This is a genomic window from Halioglobus maricola, assembly GCF_009388985.1.
GTDB lineage: Bacteria > Pseudomonadota > Gammaproteobacteria > Pseudomonadales > Halieaceae > Halioglobus > Halioglobus maricola.
Window position 1 is genome coordinate 510,395 of record NZ_CP036422.1, and the last position, 16,801, is coordinate 527,195.

The following is a 16,801-nucleotide window of genomic DNA, read 5'->3' on the forward strand; positions in this document are numbered from 1 at the left end:
CTGAGCCCTTCGAGCTCCGGCCTCCTTCGCGCTTCAAGACAGCTACCTTCCACACCTATCATCAAAACCCCCGCCGAACACAGAAGTCGGCCACTCTCACGGAAAAACCACAACCAGCAGTGCCGCGCGCAGTTTTTGCCTGTGCGTATCTTTCGCAAGATTCCAAGTACTCAAGACCATTACCCAGTGAACATCTCGTGAGGAATCATTCATGGATTCAGGCTCCGCCCTGCGCGTAGAAAAAAGACCTACCCAATTAAAATCTGTTGTGAGGAAGACCTACGTTCTGGACACCAATGTCCTGCTGCACGACCCGACCGCCGTCACCGCGTTTAAAGAAAATCATGTGGTGATCCCAATGACCGTCCTGGAAGAACTCGACCACATCAAAGACCGCCGGGACAAAACGGTGAGCCGTGAGGCTCGCATTGCAATTCAGATGATCGACAAGGTGGTGGACTCCGCGTCACCACAGGAGATTCAGGAAGGGGTGGAAGTGCCCGGGTCGGAGCTCGAGGGGATGAGCTCCGGCACGCTGGCGATCTACCCGGACCAGCTGATCACCGACGATGCGGATATCCCGTTTCTGGATGGCACCCAGGATCAGGCGAACGACAATCGCATCATCAATGTGGCGCTGAAGCTGCAGTCGGACCACCCGGACGAGGTTGTCTGCCTCATCACCAAAGACATCAATATGCGCATCAAGGCCAAGGGTTCGGGCCTGATGCATGTCGAGGACTACCGCCGTGACCGGGTGCTGGACGATATCGACCTGCTCGCCAAGGGTTACGAGCATATCGAGGGGGATTTCTGGTCCACCATCAGTGAGGTGGATACCTTGCGCGAAGGCGATGTGACCCTGCATCGGATTCCGCGGGCGTCGCTGCCCCATGCGTATCCCAATATGTTCCTGCACGACGACCAGGAGTTCATGGCCTTTGTGAAGCGGGTGGACAAGGAATTTGTCTACCTGCGCTGTGACAGCCGCGACAACCTGATGCACAAGCGCTTCTGGGGCCTGGCACCGCGCAACCTGGAGCAGGCGATGGCCATGTCATTGCTGGATGACGACAGCGTCGACATGACCGTGATGACCGGTCCGGCCGGTTCGGGTAAGACGCTGCTGGCACTGTCCTACGGGCTGCATGCCATTCTCGAGCAGAAGAAATATTCCAAACTGATTGTGGCGCGATCCACACCGCCCATTGCCGAGGAAATCGGTTTTCTGCCGGGTACTGAGGAGGAAAAAATGGCGCCCTGGCTGGCCGCGTTCGATGACAACCTGGAGATATTGCACGGCACGGATGAGTCCTGTCACGGGAGTATCGACTATGTGAAGGAGCGGGCAAATATCCAGTTCAAGTCGCTCAATTTCATGCGTGGTCGTTCTTTCAATAACGCCTACATCATTATTGATGAGAGTCAGGGGCTGACCCAGTTTCAGCTGAAGAGCGTCATCAGCCGGGTGGGGGCGGATTCCAAAATCGTCGTCCTGGGTAACCTCGCTCAGATCGACAATAAGTACATCTCACCGCTGACCTCGGGCCTCACTTACCTGGTAGAGAAGAGCAAGCGCTACCCGCATGCGGGCATCATGCATGTGAATGGCATTGTGCGGTCGCGGCTGGCAGCGTTTGCCGAGGAAAATCTCTAGCGACAGTTTGAGAGGCTAGCTGGAGAGGGGCTGGGCTCGCGGCCTAGTCCTTCTTCTTCTTTTTTCTGGCGAAGTCCTTCGCCAGATGAATTTCCATGCGCAACATGATTTGCCAGGCGACCTGCCGCTCCTCGTCGTACTCCGGCTGGCGGTAGTTCAACGTGGGCTCTACCTCGAAGAACAGAAAATCCCGATACACCTGGCGGCGCCACAGAGTACCGAGCGTGTAGTTCTGTATATACGACTTGGGCTTGGTCTCGCCGCGCACCGTCACAAAGTGGTTCAGCGCCAGTGGGCGCTTGGTAGTTTCGCCAAATCGCTGGAACAAGGACAGCCGGGTGCGCCACTCGACGCCATCGGTCTCTTCTCCCCACTTCATGCGATTGCTCCAGCGAATCACGTGCTCGTTCTCCAGCGCCTGATAGAGGTCTACCTGGCCCAGGGTGAAGAACTGCTCGTCGTTGGCCCATTGCACGCGCTGTACATAGCGATAACTGCGGCCCTCGCGGATGTCGCCCTCGTTGCGAAAGCGCACGCCGGGCTTGGGTGCGCCGTCAGACCAGCTCAGCGTGCCATCCAGCCTCGACCGTTTGGATTCACGCACGTTGACCTGGAGCGAGATGTTGTCCTGGTCGGCTCGCTCTTCGCGGTCGTTGGAGTCGGTGTCGTCATCGTTGAAGAGCAGGTTGGCGCGCTGACTGATCTTGGGCAGCTGTACTTTGCCGCGCAAGCGCACGCCGAAATCGTTGCCGTCGTCCTGATCCCATTCGTTCTCGAATTCCAGTCGCAGGAAGGATTCGGCCTTCTCGAGGTCGTAGGTGGGGTCGCCGAAGAAGTCGTCCATCCATTCCACCAGGGCCTGGGCGGAATCCGCAGCCGTGGTGTGAGAAGCGTCTACCCACGTCTCGGGCAGCTCTTCGTCATCAGTGGTGGCCTCGGGGACCGGCGTGTCCCGCAGCACCGGCACGACCTCCGTGGCCGGTACTACCGCCTCGGATTCTTCCTCGACCTGTTCCTGAGCCAGTACTGAGGCTGGCAGCAACACGAGCAATGCAAGCCAAATCTTCACGCCTTTCGATACCGCGTTTCCCCTGATAAGCGATACACTACGCCGCATGGACAAAATTTTCATCTTTTTACAACATGTGGTGCCGCAGCATTTGCTGTCGCGCGTGACGGGCTGGCTGGCAGAACTGGAACATCCTGCGTGGTTGAAAAACTGGGTGATCGGCGCGTTCATCAAGCAGTTCAAGGTGGATATGTCCGAGGCGGCGGAGCCGGACCACGAGCGCTATCCCAATTTCAATGCCTTCTTCACCCGAGAATTGGTAGAGGGCGCCAGGCCCATCGCTGCGGCAGATGTGGTCTGCCCTGCAGATGGTGCGATCAGCCAGCTGGGCGACATTGTCGACGGGCGGATTTTTCAGGCCAAGGGTCAGGACTACAGCGCCTTTGAACTGCTGGGCGGCGACGCCGAGTGGGCGGCGCGTTTTGCCGGCGGAAAATTTGCCACCATCTATCTTTCGCCGCGCGATTACCACCGGGTACATATGCCCCTGGGCGGTCGCTTGCTGGCGACAACGTATGTGCCGGGCGACCTGTTCTCAGTGAATGGTGTGACGGCTGAAAATGTGGACCGCCTGTTCGCGCGCAACGAGCGTCTGGTGTGTTATTTCGAGACCGGCTTTGGGCCTGTGGCCATGATTCTTGTGGGGGCCATGGTTGTGGCCGGTATTGAGACGGTGTGGGGTGGGCAGATTGCACCGCCGCCGAAAACAACCCGCAGCGAGCGCTTTGACAATACCGTGGCACCAGTAGAACTCGCTCGTGGTGAAGAGATGGGCCGCTTTAAACTCGGGTCCACTGTCATTCTGTTGTTCCCGCAGGATACTGTTGAGTGGGATCAGGCCTTTAGCGCCGGCACGTCCACGACGCTGGGCCAGCCATTGGCCAGCGCTATTGATTGAGGGTATTGATCGAAGTTATTGATCGAGGCTGTTGATGATGTGCCGGTAGCTGCCCAGTCGCTCTTCCGTGATCACGCCTTCGTCCAGCGCCTGCAGAATGGCGCAGCCGGGCTCATGTTCGTGCTGGCAGTCGCGGAATTTGCAGTAGCCGAGTAGCTCGCGGAATTCGCGGAAACCCTGTTCCACTTCCCCCCGGCTCATGTGCCACAAGCCAAACTCACGAATGCCTGGCGAGTCGATCAGGCTGCCGCCGCAATCCATATGAAACAACTGCGCCGTGGTCGTGGTGTGCGTGCCCTTGAGGGTGTTTTCTGACAGGGCGCCTACTCGCAAGCCCGCCTCGGGCAGTAATTTGTTCACCAGCGAAGACTTGCCGACACCGGACTGCCCCACGAAAACGCTGGTGCGTTCATGCAGGGCCGCCTGCAATTCGTCCAGACCATCATCCTTGTTTGAGGTCCGCAAAATGCGGTAGCCGAGGCTGGGATAAACCTCCAGTAACATGTCCATCAGCTGCTGCTGCGCCGGGTCCTGGTCCAACAGGTCAGTCTTGTTGACCACGATCACCGGCTCGATGCCTACTACTTCCGAAGCCACCAGGTAGCGGTCCAGCAGATTGGCGTGGGGCTCAGGGTAGGGGGCAATAACAATGAGAATCTGGTCGATATTGGCCGCGACGGCTTTGAGCTTGCCGTGGGGGTCTGGCCGGCAGAGTACCGTGTCGCGTTCGAGTTGGGCCACGATCACGCCGGTAGGTTCACCCTCGCACCACACGACCTTGTCGCCGGTGACGAGCCCATCGATATTGGCGCGAATATGGCAGCGCTGCACGGTGCCTGTATCGGACTCCACTGCCACCTGGGTGCCGTAGTGGGCGATCACCATACCCTCGCGTTCCGGGCCCAGTTCCCCCTCGGCGAGAGATTCCTCGGCGACCTCGGCCCTGCGGGCCGCGCGCTTGGCGCGCTCCTGCTGGATTTTTTCAACTCGCCAGGCCTGTTGCCGGCTGAGCTTACGCTTTGACATGTTGGCATTATTGGGCCCCCGCCCTCTCGCGACAAGTGATAAACTCACAGGATCAACAGGAATGGGTAGTGCGATGGCGGACGCAAACAACCTGATCTGGGTCGATCTGGAAATGACGGGCCTGGAACCAGACAATGATGTGGTGATCGAAATCGCCACCATCGTGACCGACAGCGATCTGAATACGCTGGCTGAAGGCCCGGTGATCGCGATCCACACCAGCGATGAACGCCTCAACGGAATGGATGAGTGGAACACCACGCATCACACTCGTTCGGGGCTGGTGGACCGGGTGCGCGCCAGCGCCTATGACCCGGATCGGGCTACCGATGAGACCATCGCATTTCTGCAGGAGTGGGTACCGGAGAACGCGTCACCCATGTGCGGCAATACCATCTGTCAGGATCGACGCTTTATGGCCAGGCACATGCCGCGGCTGGAGGCGTATTTCCATTACCGCAACCTCGATGTCAGTACACTGAAAATCCTGATGCAGCGCTGGCGGCCGGAGCTTGAAGGTGGTTTCCGCAAAACGGCCACCCATTTGGCGCTGGATGATATCCGCGAGTCTATCGACGAGATGCGTTACTACCGCGAGCACTTCCTAAAGCTCGACGTTTAGGTTTCCCAGCGCCCAGTCCACGTGTTCGCGGACCATGTCAGAGGGGTGCGTGCGGCGGCTCAGCAGGGCTGAGATCGCAGCATCGCTGGCAGGGCCATTGCCAAGGCCGATCGCGAGATTGCGCAGCCAGCGCTCATGGCCGATCCGGCGAATCGCTGAGCCCTCGGTCTTTTTCAGGTACGTCTCTTCATCCCACAGGAACAGTTCCGTCAGGTCTGAATTATCCAGACCGTGCCGCGGGCTGAAATCGTCTTCTCCCGTCGGCTGCGCAAATTTGTTCCAGGGGCACACCAGCTGGCAGTCGTCACAGCCGAAAACCCGATTGCCCATGAGCGGGCGCAGCGCCTCGTCAATGGCGCCGTGATGCTCGATGGTGAGATAGGAAATGCACTTGCGTGCGTCCAGTGAAAACGGGCCGGTGAATGCATCGGTAGGGCACACCTCGAGGCAGGCGGTGCAGGTACCGCAGTGCTTGCTAGCTTGCGGCGGGTCTTCAGGCAGCGGCAGGTCAGTGTAGATTTCCCCGAGGAAAAACCAGGAGCCAGCGTCGGCGTTGATCAGCATCGTGTTCTTGGCGATCCAGCCGAGGCCGGCGCGCTCGGCGAGGGCGCGCTCCAGCACCGGGGCGCTGTCAACGAAGGCGCGATAGTTGCCGCCCCCTGCCAGCCCTTCAATGAACGAGGCCAGTTGCGCCAGGCGCTTGCGGATCAGTTTGTGGTAGTCGCGGCCGAGGGTATAGCGGGAAATATAGGCCTTCTCGCTGTTGGCGAGCACGTCTTCGGCGCCTGCAGCGGGTACGTGGTAGTCCATGCGTAGTGACAGCACGCGGCAGGTGCCGGGCACCAGTTCCTCAGGCCGGGACCGCTTGCTGCCGTGTTTGGCCATGTAATCCATGCTGCCGTGATAGCCCGCGTCCAGCCACTTCTGCAGGTAGGCCTCGTGCTCGGCCAGATTGACGTCCGTCACGCCGACCTGCTGGAAGCCCAGCTCGGCTGCATGTTGGCGAATATCGGCTAAAAGCTGTGCGGGATCCTGGTGCAATGGGGGGCCACGGTGGCGTACATGTAGGTATAATTCTCCCACAACTCAGTGAGGACAACACCGTTGGATTTAAACAACGCTGATCCGCTCTATACCGCGGAACAAACTCGCGCTCTGGACCGCTGTGCCATCGAAGGCGCGGGTATCCCGGGCATTACCCTGATGTCGCGTGCGGCCCACGCTGCGGTTGAGGCCATGCTCGACCTTTGGCCCGAGCCGGAGCAGCTGCAGGTTTTGTGTGGCACGGGCAACAATGGTGGCGATGGTTTCCTGGTGGCGGACATTGCCCACAAGCGGGGTATTCCCGTGGTGGTCTACCAGCTGGGGGACGCTGCAAAGGTGAGCGGCGACGCGCTGCTGGCTCGCGAGCAGGCGCTGGCGAACGGTGTCGCGGTCCAGCCGTTTGACGACACCGAGCTATTGCCGCTGGGGGTGGTGGTCGACGGAATGCTCGGCACCGGCCTGGGTGGTGATGTGCGTGGCCCCTATCTTGATGCCATTGCGGCGGTCAATGCTGCCGGTGCCAGAGTGCTGGCGCTGGATATTCCTTCCGGCCTCTGTGCCGATACTGGCAAGGTGCTGGGCAGCGCTGTGGTGGCCGATCTCACAGTGACGTTTATTGGCCTGAAGCGCGGCCTGTTCACTGGCCAGGCCCCGGACTACGTGGGCGAGCTGCAATTTGCCGACCTTATGGTGCCGCCAGAAACCTATCGTCAGCTTGAAGCCGACGCCTATCGTCTCGACCTGGCGGAATTGCTCGAAGCGCTGCCGGCCCGGCCAGCCAATGCGCATAAGGGCCTGTACGGCACAGTACTGGTGGTCGGTGGTGACTACGGGATGGCCGGTGCGGTGGCCATGGCAGCAGAGGCAGCCCTGCGCTGCGGTGCCGGACTGGTGCGCGTGGCGACCCGACTTGAGCATGTTGCGGCACTGGTGGCGCGAACGCCTGAAGTCATGCCGCTGGGGGTGGCGTCCGGCGATGACCTCAAACCCTTGCTCGACAGCGCTGATGTAGTGGTTGTGGGGCCCGGCCTCGGCCAGTCGGAGTGGTCTCGCTTCCTCGCGCAGGCGGCAGTGGCCAGCGGCAAGCCGCTGGTGCTGGATGCTGATGGTCTTAACCTGCTCGCGGCGGGGGAGCTGAGCCTTGCCGGTGCGGCGCATGTTATCACTCCGCATCCCGGTGAGGCGGCACGCCTGCTGGGCATCGCTAACGCAGAGGTACAGAGCGACCGCTTCGCAGCGGCCAGCGCCTTGCAGCACCAGTATGGTGGGGTCGTTGTCCTGAAAGGCAACGGCACGCTCATTGCTGGAGGGGGCGCGCAGCTGCTGTCCGACTACGGCAACCCGGGCATGGCCACTGGGGGTATGGGCGATGTACTCAGCGGTGTGATTGGTGCTTTGCTGGCGCAGGGCCTGGCGCTGACCGAGGCAGCGGCTCTGGGGGTTTGCCTGCACGGCGCTGCCGGTGATCTTGCCGCCGAGGATGGCCAGCGCGGCCTGGTGGCCACTGATCTCATTCCCTGGTTGCGGGAGTTACTCGAGTGAAGCAAGCGTGAAACCAGAACAGATAAAGCTGACCGCCAAAGACGAGCAGGCCATGGTGCAGTGTGGCCACTTGCTGGCTCGGGCGATCGAGCCGGGTACCGTGGTGCACCTTGTCGGCGACCTGGGTATGGGCAAAACGACCCTCAGTCGGGGGATCGTCCAGGCCCATGGCCACAAGGGTGCGGTAAAGAGCCCCACCTATACCATTGTCGAACCCTACGAGTTTGCGGAACTAAACCTGTACCATTTTGATCTATACAGGCTGGGTGATCCGGAAGAGCTTGAATTCATGGGTATCCGCGATTACTTCACCGACGACAGCATCTGTCTGGTGGAATGGCCGGAACGTGGCGACGGTGTTTTGCCCCCGGCAGATTTAGTGATTAACATAGAGCGCAAGGGTGCTGGCAGGGAGCTGCAGTTGCAGTCCGGCACCGACCAGGGGAACAGGGTGTTGGAGCGTTTGCGCTTGGCTTTGTGAACGCACTGTAAGCCAGTAGAAATAAGAAGCGCCTCAGGCGCGGGAGTGACATGAAAAGGGCGTGGATCGGGGCGATCCTGGGTTATCTGCTAGCGGCCACTGCAAACGCAGCGGACGTGAAAGACGTGCGCTTGTGGCGCGCGCCCGACCACACGCGCGTGGTATTCGACCTCACTGGCCCCGCCGAACACAAACTCATGGTGCTTTCCAATCCGAGCCGCATTGTGCTGGATGTTGAAAACACCCGGCTGCGCACCAGTTTTTCCGACCTTACACTCGACGACACACCCATTCGCCAGATCCGCTCCGGTGTTCGCGCCGGCGATGACCTGCGCGTGGTGCTGGATATCAGCACCGCGGTTGATCCGCGCAGCTTTACTCTCAAGGCAAATGACCAGGCCAGTGATCGCCTGGTGCTGGACCTTTACGACAAGGGCGCGAAAAGTGCCCGGGCGCCGGTCAAGAAGACCGTGAGCAGTGACAGCAAGCGCGATATCGTTATCGCCATCGACGCCGGCCACGGCGGTGAGGACCCGGGCGCTCTCGGCCCCGGTAAGCGCCGCGAGAAAGACATTGTGTTGGCCATCGCCAAGGACCTGAATGCGCTGTTCAAGGCCGACCGGGGATTTGCCCCCACCCTGATCCGCACCGGCGATTACTATGTGAGCCTGAAGGGCCGCCGTGACCTTGCGCGCAAGCGTCAGGCCGATCTGTTTGTGTCCATTCACGCCGACGCATTCACCCGCAAGGAGGCCAACGGCGCCTCGGTGTATGCGCTCTCCACCAGAGGTGCCACCAGTACCGCTGCCCGTTACCTGGCCCAACGCGAGAACGCCGCCGACCTCGTGGGCGGTGTGAGCCTGTCAGACAAAGACGACATGTTGGCCGGCGTGCTCGCCGACCTGTCCATGACCTCCACCCTGGACGCCAGCCTGCAGGTAGGCACCGAGGTGTTGGGGCATATGGACAACATAGCCAGGTTGCATAAGAAGAACGTCGAGCAAGCGGGCTTCGCCGTGCTGAAGTCGCCGGACATTCCCTCCATCCTGGTTGAGACCGGCTTCATCTCCAACCCGGGGGAAGCGAAAAAACTCGCCACTCGCAGCTACCAGAAAAAGATGGCGCGGGCGATTCACGCCGGCATCAAGAACTACCTGGTGGCGCACCCGCCGTCAGGCACACTGGTGGCATGGAACAAGGCCCAGGGCGGCACTGAGTACACCATCGCTCGCGGCGACACACTCTCAGCCATCGCCCAGCGCTTCAACATCTCACTGGCCTCACTGAAGACCGCCAATGGCATCGACGGCTCAAAAATCATGGTCGGCCAGAAGCTAACCATTCCCGCCACCTGAATTCGGTTTATAAATTGGGGTCAGGCCTCAATTTTCTGAGAGAATGATGCCCTGACTCCCCAGGATCCCCCGCGCATGTCCAAGATTCACCGCCTTTCCACTCGACTCGCCAACCAGATCGCCGCTGGCGAGGTCGTCGAGCGCCCGGCTTCTGTGGCCAAAGAGGTGCTGGAGAACAGTCTCGACGCCGGCGCCACGCGGGTGGATGTGGATGTTGAGGGTGGCGGCGTCAAGCTGATCCGCATCCGCGACAACGGCAGTGGCATGGCGCCGGCAGATTTGCCGCTGGCGATGGCGCGTCACGCCACCAGCAAGATTCTGTCACTGGAAGATCTCGAAGCCGTGGGTAGCCTTGGCTTTCGCGGCGAGGCCTTGGCAAGTATCGGCTCTGTTTCGCGCCTGACCCTGACCAGTAATGCCGAGGAAGAGGGCAGTGGCGGCAATAGCGCCTCCTGTGAGGGGCGTGAAATGGAGGTTCTGGTAAAGCCTGCGCCACATCCGCAGGGCACTACGGTTGAAGTGCGTGATCTGTTCTTCAATACGCCGGCCCGGCGTAAATTCCTGCGCACCGAGAAAACCGAATTCAATCACCTTGAAGAGGTGGTGAAGCGCCTGGCCCTGTCGCGCTTTGACGTGGCTTTCAGCCTGAGGCACAACGGCCGCACTATCCACCAGCTCAAGGCCGGTACCAGCCAGGCGGAACAGCAGCGGCGAGTAGCGACCGTGTGCGGGCCGGCCTTTATGGAGCAGGCAATCTACCTGGAGAACGAGGCTTTGGGCCTGAAGCTCTGGGGCTGGGTGGGCCTGCCCACGTTCTCCCGCAGCCAGGCGGATCTGCAGTACTTTTTCGTCAACGGCCGTGTGATTCGCGACCGGCTCATTGCCCATGCGGTGAAGCAGGCTTATCGCGATGTGCTCTACCACGGGCGCCATCCGGCATTTGTGCTCTACCTTGAGCTCGACCCGGCGCTGGTGGATGTGAACGTGCACCCGACCAAGCACGAGGTGCGTTTTCGCGATGGCCGCAGCGTGCACAACTTTATTTTCTCCAGCCTGCACCGGGCTCTGGCGGATGTGCGCCCGGCGGACCAGCTCCCGGACAATACCGTGGCCACCGGTGACGGTATGGCGATCAACACCGAGACCGGCGAGATAGCGACCCAGTCGGCGCTGACCTGGGGCGCTGAACGGGGGGGTGGGTCCAATGCAGCAGGTACCGGTGAGCCTCGCCCCATGGGCGCCGGCTTCTTTGGCGGTAGCGGTGTGGCCCCGGGTGCGGGCCAGGCCCAGATGTCTGCCTACCAGCAGCTGCATCCGACGCTTCCGGAGCAAAGTCGCGAGGAAGATGTGCCTCCGCTGGGTTATGCCCTGGCGCAGCTCAAGGGTATTTACATTCTCGCCGAGAACGCCGCCGGCCTGGTGCTGGTGGACATGCATGCTGCCCATGAACGCATTACCTATGAGCGCCTGAAAACCTCCCGCGATGAGGAAGGCATTCGCAGCCAGCCGCTGCTGGTGCCACAGCCGATTGCTGTGAGCCAGCGCGAGGTGGCGGTTGCCGCTGACAGCGCGGCCCTGTTCCAGCGCCTGGGTATGGCGGTGGACGTGGCCGGGGAGGAATCGCTGGTGATCCGTGAAATCCCGGTTAGCCTGCGCGACTCCGATGTGGAGCAACTCTTGCGCGACGTGCTCGCCGACCTGATTGAATACGGCAGTTCCGAACGGATCGAGGCACACATGGACGAGATACTCTCCACCATGGCCTGCCACGGCTCCGTGCGCGCCAATCGCCGTCTCACGGTGCCCGAAATGAACGCGTTGCTGCGCGATATGGAAGAGACCGAGCGCTCCGGCCAGTGCAACCACGGCCGTCCCACCTGGACCCAGATGGGGCTGGATGAGCTGGACAAGTTGTTCCTGCGGGGCCGATGAGCACATCACCCGTCAAACCACCCCTGATTTGTCTGATGGGGCCTACCGCCTCGGGCAAGACCGACCTTGCCATCGCACTTGCGCAGCAACTCAACTGCGAATTAGTGAGTGTTGACTCCGCGCTGGTCTACCGCGGGCTGGATATTGGCAGCGCCAAGCCGGACTACCCGCACCAGCTGGTGGACATTCGCGACCCGGCCCAGCCCTATTCTGCAGCGGACTTCGCCGCCGATGCCAATCGCCTCGCGGACGAGATCACCGCGCGCGGCAATATCCCGCTGTTTGTGGGCGGCACCATGCTTTATTTCAAGGCTTTCCTCGAGCCGATGGCGGAGATGCCGTCGGCAGACCCGGCTATTCGCGCCGCGATCGAAGCGGAAGCCGAGGCCCGGGGCTGGCCGCATATCCACGCGCAGTTGGCCGAGGTGGACCCGACCGCCGCCGCGCGCATTCACCCCAATCACTCCCAGCGGCTGGCGCGGGCGTTGGAGGTTTACCGGGCCACCGGTATATCAATGACTGAGCATCACGCCCAGGGCGATGCCGCCGCCCATAACCCCTTCGACCGCTATGACATCCGCCAGCTGGCGATTTGCCCCACTGAAAGAGCGGTTTTGCACCAGCGCATTGCCCTGCGTTTCGAGCTTATGATGAAGGCGGGGTTTGTGGAGGAGGTGCAGGGCTTGTATCGACGTGGCGATCTGCACGTGGACCTGCCCGCCGTGCGCGCCGTGGGCTATCGTCAACTTTGGCAACACCTGGACGGTGAGTGCAGCCTGGAGGACGCGCTGGAAAAAGGCGTCGCCGCCACCCGCCAACTGGCCAAACGCCAGCTCACCTGGCTGCGCAAATGGCCCGATCTTGCATGGATCTACACCGATAAGGACGGCAATCTGGAAAAATTTGCCTCGCCTCAGGAACCTTCCCGGAAAAATTGGGGTCTGACCCCAGTGGAGGCGGCCTTGAACTATTTGCGGGTTGCCCCCATGTAGAAATCCACGGATGCACTATAATGTGTGCAGTGGTACCGAGGGCCCGTAACCCTCGCTGGACGCCAAGGGGTACGTAAGTACGGCGCCGGTGCAGGCAGAAGGCCAGTTATTTATTTTTTTCGGCTCGATTTGAGCCTATGAGGAGAGTTCCCATGTCAAAAGGGCATACCCTACAAGACCCTTACCTGAATATTTTGCGTAAGGAGCGAGTTCCCGTCTCCATCTACCTGGTAAACGGCATCAAGCTGCAGGGCCAGATTGAGTCATTCGACCAGTTCGTCGTGTTGCTGAAGAACACAGTCAGCCAGATGGTATACAAGCACGCGATCTCCACTGTTGTTCCCAGCCGCGTGGTGCGTCTGCCCATGCAGCATCCGCCGGAAGAGGGCGGTGATAGTTAAGGATACCGGCCGCGGCTGCCATTGCAGCCGCAAGCTGATCTTTCGCTGCGGGGAAAATTCCCGAGGTAATTTTGTTTTTTGATCGACCCGAGTCCGGGGAGCGAGCTGTGCTCGTTCACCTGAACCTTGACAGCGAATCCGAGCGGGAAGACCCCCGCGAATTTGAAGAACTCGTGCTCTCAGCAGGAGGGGATCCGGCTGCCTACGTTATGGGCTCGCGCACCGCGCCCCATCCCGGCACCTTTGTCGGCTCAGGCAAGCTCGATGAAATTCGCGACGAGGTCGCCCTGCATGAGGCAGAGGTGGTGATGTTCAATCACAGCCTCAGCCCCAGCCAGGAGCGCAACCTGGAAGCCGAGCTGGAATGCCGGGTGCTGGACCGCACCGGCCTGATTCTCGCGATTTTCGCCCAGCGCGCCCGCACCCACGAGGGCAAGCTGCAAGTTGAGCTGGCCCAGTTGCGCCATATGAGCACAAGGCTGGTGCGCGGCTGGACTCACCTGGAGCGGCAGAAAGGCGGTATCGGCCTGCGCGGCCCGGGTGAAACCCAGCTGGAAACGGACCGTCGCCTGTTGCGGGTGCGGATCAAGTCGATTACCGGGCGGCTGGAAAAGGTGCGCAAGCAGCGCGACCAGGGCCGCCGTTCGCGTCGTCGTCAGGAAATCCCCACTGTCTCGTTGGTCGGGTACACCAACGCGGGCAAATCGACCCTGTTTAATTACATTACCCAGTCTGGCGTGTACGCCGCCGACCAGTTGTTTGCCACCCTTGACCCGACCCTGCGCCGGCTCGAGCTGGAAAACGTGGGCCCGGTCGTGCTGGCGGACACCGTGGGTTTTATCGCCCATCTGCCGCACAAGCTGGTGGAAGCATTTAAGGCGACGCTGGAGGAAACCCTCAACGCCGATTTGCTGCTGCACGTGATCGACGCTGCCAGCGGCGAGCGCGAGGACAATATCTTCCAGGTGCACGATGTGCTGCAGGAGATTGGCGCGGAAGAGATCCCGCGGCTGGAAGTTTTCAACAAACTCGATCTGCTGGAGCAGCAGCCGCGTATAGATCGCGATGCCGATGGCAAACCCGAGCGGGTCTGGCTGAGTGCCGTGACCGGTGCCGGTGTCGACCTGCTGCTGCAGGCGGTGAGCGAACTGGTGGGCCAGGACATGGTCAACGAAGCGCTGGATCTTGCCCCGGACCAGGGGCAGCTGCGGGCGGCGTTTTACGCCCTGGGCGCTGTGGAATCGGAAGATTATGCCGATGATGGCACTGCGCAGCTGCAGGTGAGACTGCCGCGCGCTGATTGGAATCGACTAATGAAGAAAGGCCCTGAGCCTTTGTTCTAAAATTTGATAGACTCACACCACTTTTTAACCAAGGAGTTTCAACATGGCCTGGAATGAACCGGGTGGCGGTAACAACAAGGGGCCTAACGACCCCTGGGGCAATGGCGACCAAGGGCCGCCGGACCTCGATGAAGCGCTGAAGAAGTTGCAGGAAAAACTGGGTGGCCTGTTTGGCGGCGGCGGTTCTTCCGGTGGCAGCTCAAAAGGTAGCGCTGGTTTCCCTATTGGCGTAGTGGTGGTTGTGGCCGTTGTCGGCCTGTTGGTGTGGGGCCTGATGGGCTTCTACCAGATCGATCAGCAGGAGCGCGCCGTGGTGCTGCGCTTCGGCAAGTACTACGACACCGTGCAGCCGGGCCTCCAGTGGAACCCGCCGGGCATCGACGTGGTGACCAAGGTCAACACGACCAAGGTTCGCGCCGCGACCCTCAGCGAGTCCATGCTCACCCAGGACGAGAATATCGTCGAGGTGAAACTCTCTGTGCAGTACGTGATCGACGACCCCACCAGTTTTGTCCTCAAGGTACGCGACCCTGAGCGCTCATTGCAGCATGCTGCACAGAGTGCCCTGCGCCACGTTGTCGGTGGCACCAGCATGGACCTCGTACTAACCGAGGGCCGCGCCCAGATCGGTATCGATGTGAAGCAGCGCCTGCAGGAATACCTGAACATCTACGAGACCGGCATTCTGGTCTCCGCGGTGAACGTTGACGACTCCAGACCGCCCAGCCAGGTCGAGGCCGCGTTTAACGACGTGATCAAGGCTCGCGAGGACGAGGAGCGGGTCAAGAACGAAGCTCAGGCCTACGCCAATGCAGTGGTGCCAGAGGCCCGCGGTCAGGCTCAGCGCCAGGTCGAGGAAGCGAGCGCCTACCGCGAACAGGTGATCGCCAATGCCGAGGGTGAGGCCGAGCGCTTTATCCAGCTGCTCACCGAATACGAGAAAGCGCCGGAAGTCACCCGCGAACGTCTGTACCTCGATGCGGTGCAGGGCGTGTATGCCAACACCAGCAAAGTGATGGTGGATGTAGAGGGCGGCAACAATATGATGTACCTGCCACTGGACAAGCTCGCCGAGCAGAGCAAGGTCCGCAGCACTTCGGGCAGTACAACGTTTGATTCCGCCACCTTGCGTGAGCTCACCAACCAGGTCACTGAGCAGCTGCGTCGCGACGCCGCGGCCAGTGGCAGTTCCAGCCGCAGAGGAGGGCGCTAATCATGTCTAATCGCAATTTAACCGTCATGATCCTGATTGCGCTTGTGGTCTTTGTCGGCAGCCGCTCAATCTATGTCATCAAGGAAACCGAACGGGGCGTGTTGCTCAAGTTTGGTGAAGTGGTCAATCCGAATATCCAACCCGGCCTGCACTTCAAGGTTCCCTTTGTGAACAACGTGCGCAAGTTTGATGGCCGCGTGCTGACTGTGGACTCCCAGCCCGAGCCCTTCTTCACCCAGGAGAAGAAAGCGCTGATTGTGGATTCATACGCCAAGTTCAAGGTGTCGGACACGCAGAAGTTCTACACCGCCACTAACGGCGAGGAAGCGCGCGCCATGGGCCTGCTGGCCCAGCGTATTAACGACGGCCTGCGTAACGAGGTGGCCGTGCGCACGATCCAGGAAGTGGTTTCCGGTGAGCGCGATCAGCTCATGCTGAGGCTCGCTGACAGCCTGCGCGACGTGGTCAACGCCGAGCTGGGTGTGGAGCTGGTCGATGTGCGGGTGAAGCAGATCGACCTGCCGCGCGACGTCTCTGAGTCTGTGTACCAGCGGATGAACGCCGAGCGTGAGAAGGAAGCCCGTGAGCACCGCGCCCAGGGCCAGGAACTGGCTGAGGGTATTCGCGCCGCCGCCGACCGCGAGGTCACGGTGATTGCAGCGAACGCTTACCGCGATGCCCAGCTAGTGCGAGGTGAAGGTGACGCTATAGCCACCAACACCTATGCCGAGGCCTTCAACCGTGACCCTGAGTTCTACTCGTTCACGCGTAGCCTCAAGGCCTATCAGGAAGCGTTCCAGGGCCAGGGCGACGTGCTGTTGCTGCAGCCCGATAGCGAGTTCTTCCGCTACCTGAAAGACTCCAGCGGCGGCAAGTAACGGCCGCTGGATTCACGTCCAAAGGGTATGATGCTGCCCCTCTGATGTGGTAGCATCCCGCAACCGTGGGATTCGTCGTTTGTGCCACAAGCGATGAAGCCACGGTTTTTTGTGTCTGGCGGTTTTGAAAGGGGGAAATGTGGATTTCTGGCAGGTTCTCCCGGTAGCGCTGGCACTGGTAATGATTATTGAGGGCGCGATGCCCTTCATCAGCCCCAATCGCTGGCGCAATATGCTGGCGATGGTGGCCCAGATGGAAGACCGCGTGATTCGCAACATCGGCCTCGGTAGCATGCTGCTGGGCGTGGTTTTGTTGTACGTATTTAACTAGGGTTTCAAGTTAGGGTT

At 60.6% G+C, this 16,801-nt stretch carries 16 protein-coding genes; 13 read left to right on the plus strand and 3 right to left on the minus strand.

Translation table 11 applies throughout. From position 1 onward, the window contains the following. Positions 1-211: 211 nt before the first annotated feature. Positions 212-1,657: a PhoH family protein gene (locus tag EY643_RS02255; RefSeq protein ID WP_152660677.1), complete on the plus strand. Its 1,446-nt coding sequence runs from the start codon at positions 212-214 to the stop codon at positions 1,655-1,657. A gap of 43 nt (positions 1,658-1,700) precedes the next feature. Here EY643_RS02255 and EY643_RS02260 read toward each other — a convergent pair whose 3' ends face one another. Beyond that, positions 1,701-2,726, minus strand: coding sequence for a hypothetical protein (locus EY643_RS02260; RefSeq protein ID WP_152660678.1), 1,026 nt, complete (start codon positions 2,724-2,726; stop codon positions 1,701-1,703). Between the two features lie 46 nt (positions 2,727-2,772). On the opposite strand from EY643_RS02260, the gene asd reads away from it, so the two are divergent. Further along, positions 2,773-3,624 carry an archaetidylserine decarboxylase gene (gene asd, locus EY643_RS02265; protein ID WP_152660679.1) on the plus strand — a complete coding sequence of 284 codons (852 nt, stop codon included), beginning with the start codon at positions 2,773-2,775 and terminating at the stop codon, positions 3,622-3,624. 15 nt (positions 3,625-3,639) lie between these two features. On the opposite strand, the gene rsgA is transcribed toward asd, so the two are convergent. Continuing rightward, the gene (gene rsgA / locus EY643_RS02270; RefSeq protein WP_152660680.1) at positions 3,640-4,650 is read right to left on the minus strand and encodes a small ribosomal subunit biogenesis GTPase RsgA; all 1,011 of its coding nucleotides are present in this window, start codon (positions 4,648-4,650) and stop codon (positions 3,640-3,642) included. 73 nt (positions 4,651-4,723) lie between these two features. On the opposite strand from rsgA, the gene orn reads away from it, so the two are divergent. Continuing rightward, positions 4,724-5,272: an oligoribonuclease gene (orn, locus tag EY643_RS02275; RefSeq protein ID WP_152660681.1), complete on the plus strand. Its 549-nt coding sequence runs from the start codon at positions 4,724-4,726 to the stop codon at positions 5,270-5,272. On the opposite strand, the gene queG is transcribed toward orn, so the two are convergent. Further along, entirely contained in the window at positions 5,255-6,313 is a 1,059-nt protein-coding gene (gene queG / locus EY643_RS02280; RefSeq protein WP_152660682.1) for a tRNA epoxyqueuosine(34) reductase QueG, read from the minus strand. The genes orn and queG overlap by 18 nt on opposite strands. A gap of 63 nt (positions 6,314-6,376) precedes the next feature. Between queG and EY643_RS02285 the strand changes: the two genes are divergently transcribed. From EY643_RS02285 to EY643_RS02330, 10 genes are all read left to right on the plus strand, one after another. Next, positions 6,377-7,858, plus strand: a complete 1,482-nt coding sequence (locus EY643_RS02285; RefSeq protein ID WP_152660683.1) for an NAD(P)H-hydrate dehydratase — start codon at positions 6,377-6,379, stop codon at positions 7,856-7,858. 7 nt (positions 7,859-7,865) lie between these two features. After that, the gene (tsaE, locus tag EY643_RS02290; RefSeq protein WP_240732800.1) at positions 7,866-8,339 is read left to right on the plus strand and encodes a tRNA (adenosine(37)-N6)-threonylcarbamoyltransferase complex ATPase subunit type 1 TsaE; all 474 of its coding nucleotides are present in this window, start codon (positions 7,866-7,868) and stop codon (positions 8,337-8,339) included. Positions 8,340-8,389: 50 nt separating this feature from the next. Further along, a complete protein-coding gene (locus tag EY643_RS02295; RefSeq protein WP_152660685.1) occupies positions 8,390-9,694 on the plus strand; it encodes an N-acetylmuramoyl-L-alanine amidase in 1,305 nt (434 codons plus the stop codon). Between the two features lie 75 nt (positions 9,695-9,769). Next, the gene (gene mutL / locus EY643_RS02300) at positions 9,770-11,626 is read left to right on the plus strand and encodes a DNA mismatch repair endonuclease MutL (protein WP_152660686.1); all 1,857 of its coding nucleotides are present in this window, start codon (positions 9,770-9,772) and stop codon (positions 11,624-11,626) included. Beyond that, positions 11,623-12,618, plus strand: a complete 996-nt coding sequence (miaA, locus tag EY643_RS02305; RefSeq protein WP_152660687.1) for a tRNA (adenosine(37)-N6)-dimethylallyltransferase MiaA — start codon at positions 11,623-11,625, stop codon at positions 12,616-12,618. Before mutL ends, miaA begins: the two co-directional genes overlap by 4 nt. Positions 12,619-12,770: 152 nt before the next feature. Beyond that, positions 12,771-13,019, plus strand: coding sequence for an RNA chaperone Hfq (gene hfq, locus EY643_RS02310; protein ID WP_066052834.1), 249 nt, complete (start codon positions 12,771-12,773; stop codon positions 13,017-13,019). A 71-nt stretch (positions 13,020-13,090) separates the two neighbouring features. Then, positions 13,091-14,362: a ribosome rescue GTPase HflX gene (gene hflX, locus EY643_RS02315; RefSeq protein ID WP_152660688.1), complete on the plus strand. Its 1,272-nt coding sequence runs from the start codon at positions 13,091-13,093 to the stop codon at positions 14,360-14,362. Positions 14,363-14,405: 43 nt separating this feature from the next. Beyond that, positions 14,406-15,575, plus strand: coding sequence for an FtsH protease activity modulator HflK (gene hflK, locus EY643_RS02320; RefSeq protein ID WP_152660689.1), 1,170 nt, complete (start codon positions 14,406-14,408; stop codon positions 15,573-15,575). Positions 15,576-15,577: 2 nt separating this feature from the next. After that, positions 15,578-16,453 carry a protease modulator HflC gene (hflC, locus tag EY643_RS02325; RefSeq protein WP_152660690.1) on the plus strand — a complete coding sequence of 292 codons (876 nt, stop codon included), beginning with the start codon at positions 15,578-15,580 and terminating at the stop codon, positions 16,451-16,453. Positions 16,454-16,592: 139 nt separating this feature from the next. Continuing rightward, positions 16,593-16,784, plus strand: a complete 192-nt coding sequence (locus tag EY643_RS02330; protein WP_152660691.1) for a DUF2065 domain-containing protein — start codon at positions 16,593-16,595, stop codon at positions 16,782-16,784. Positions 16,785-16,801 lie beyond the last annotated feature (17 nt).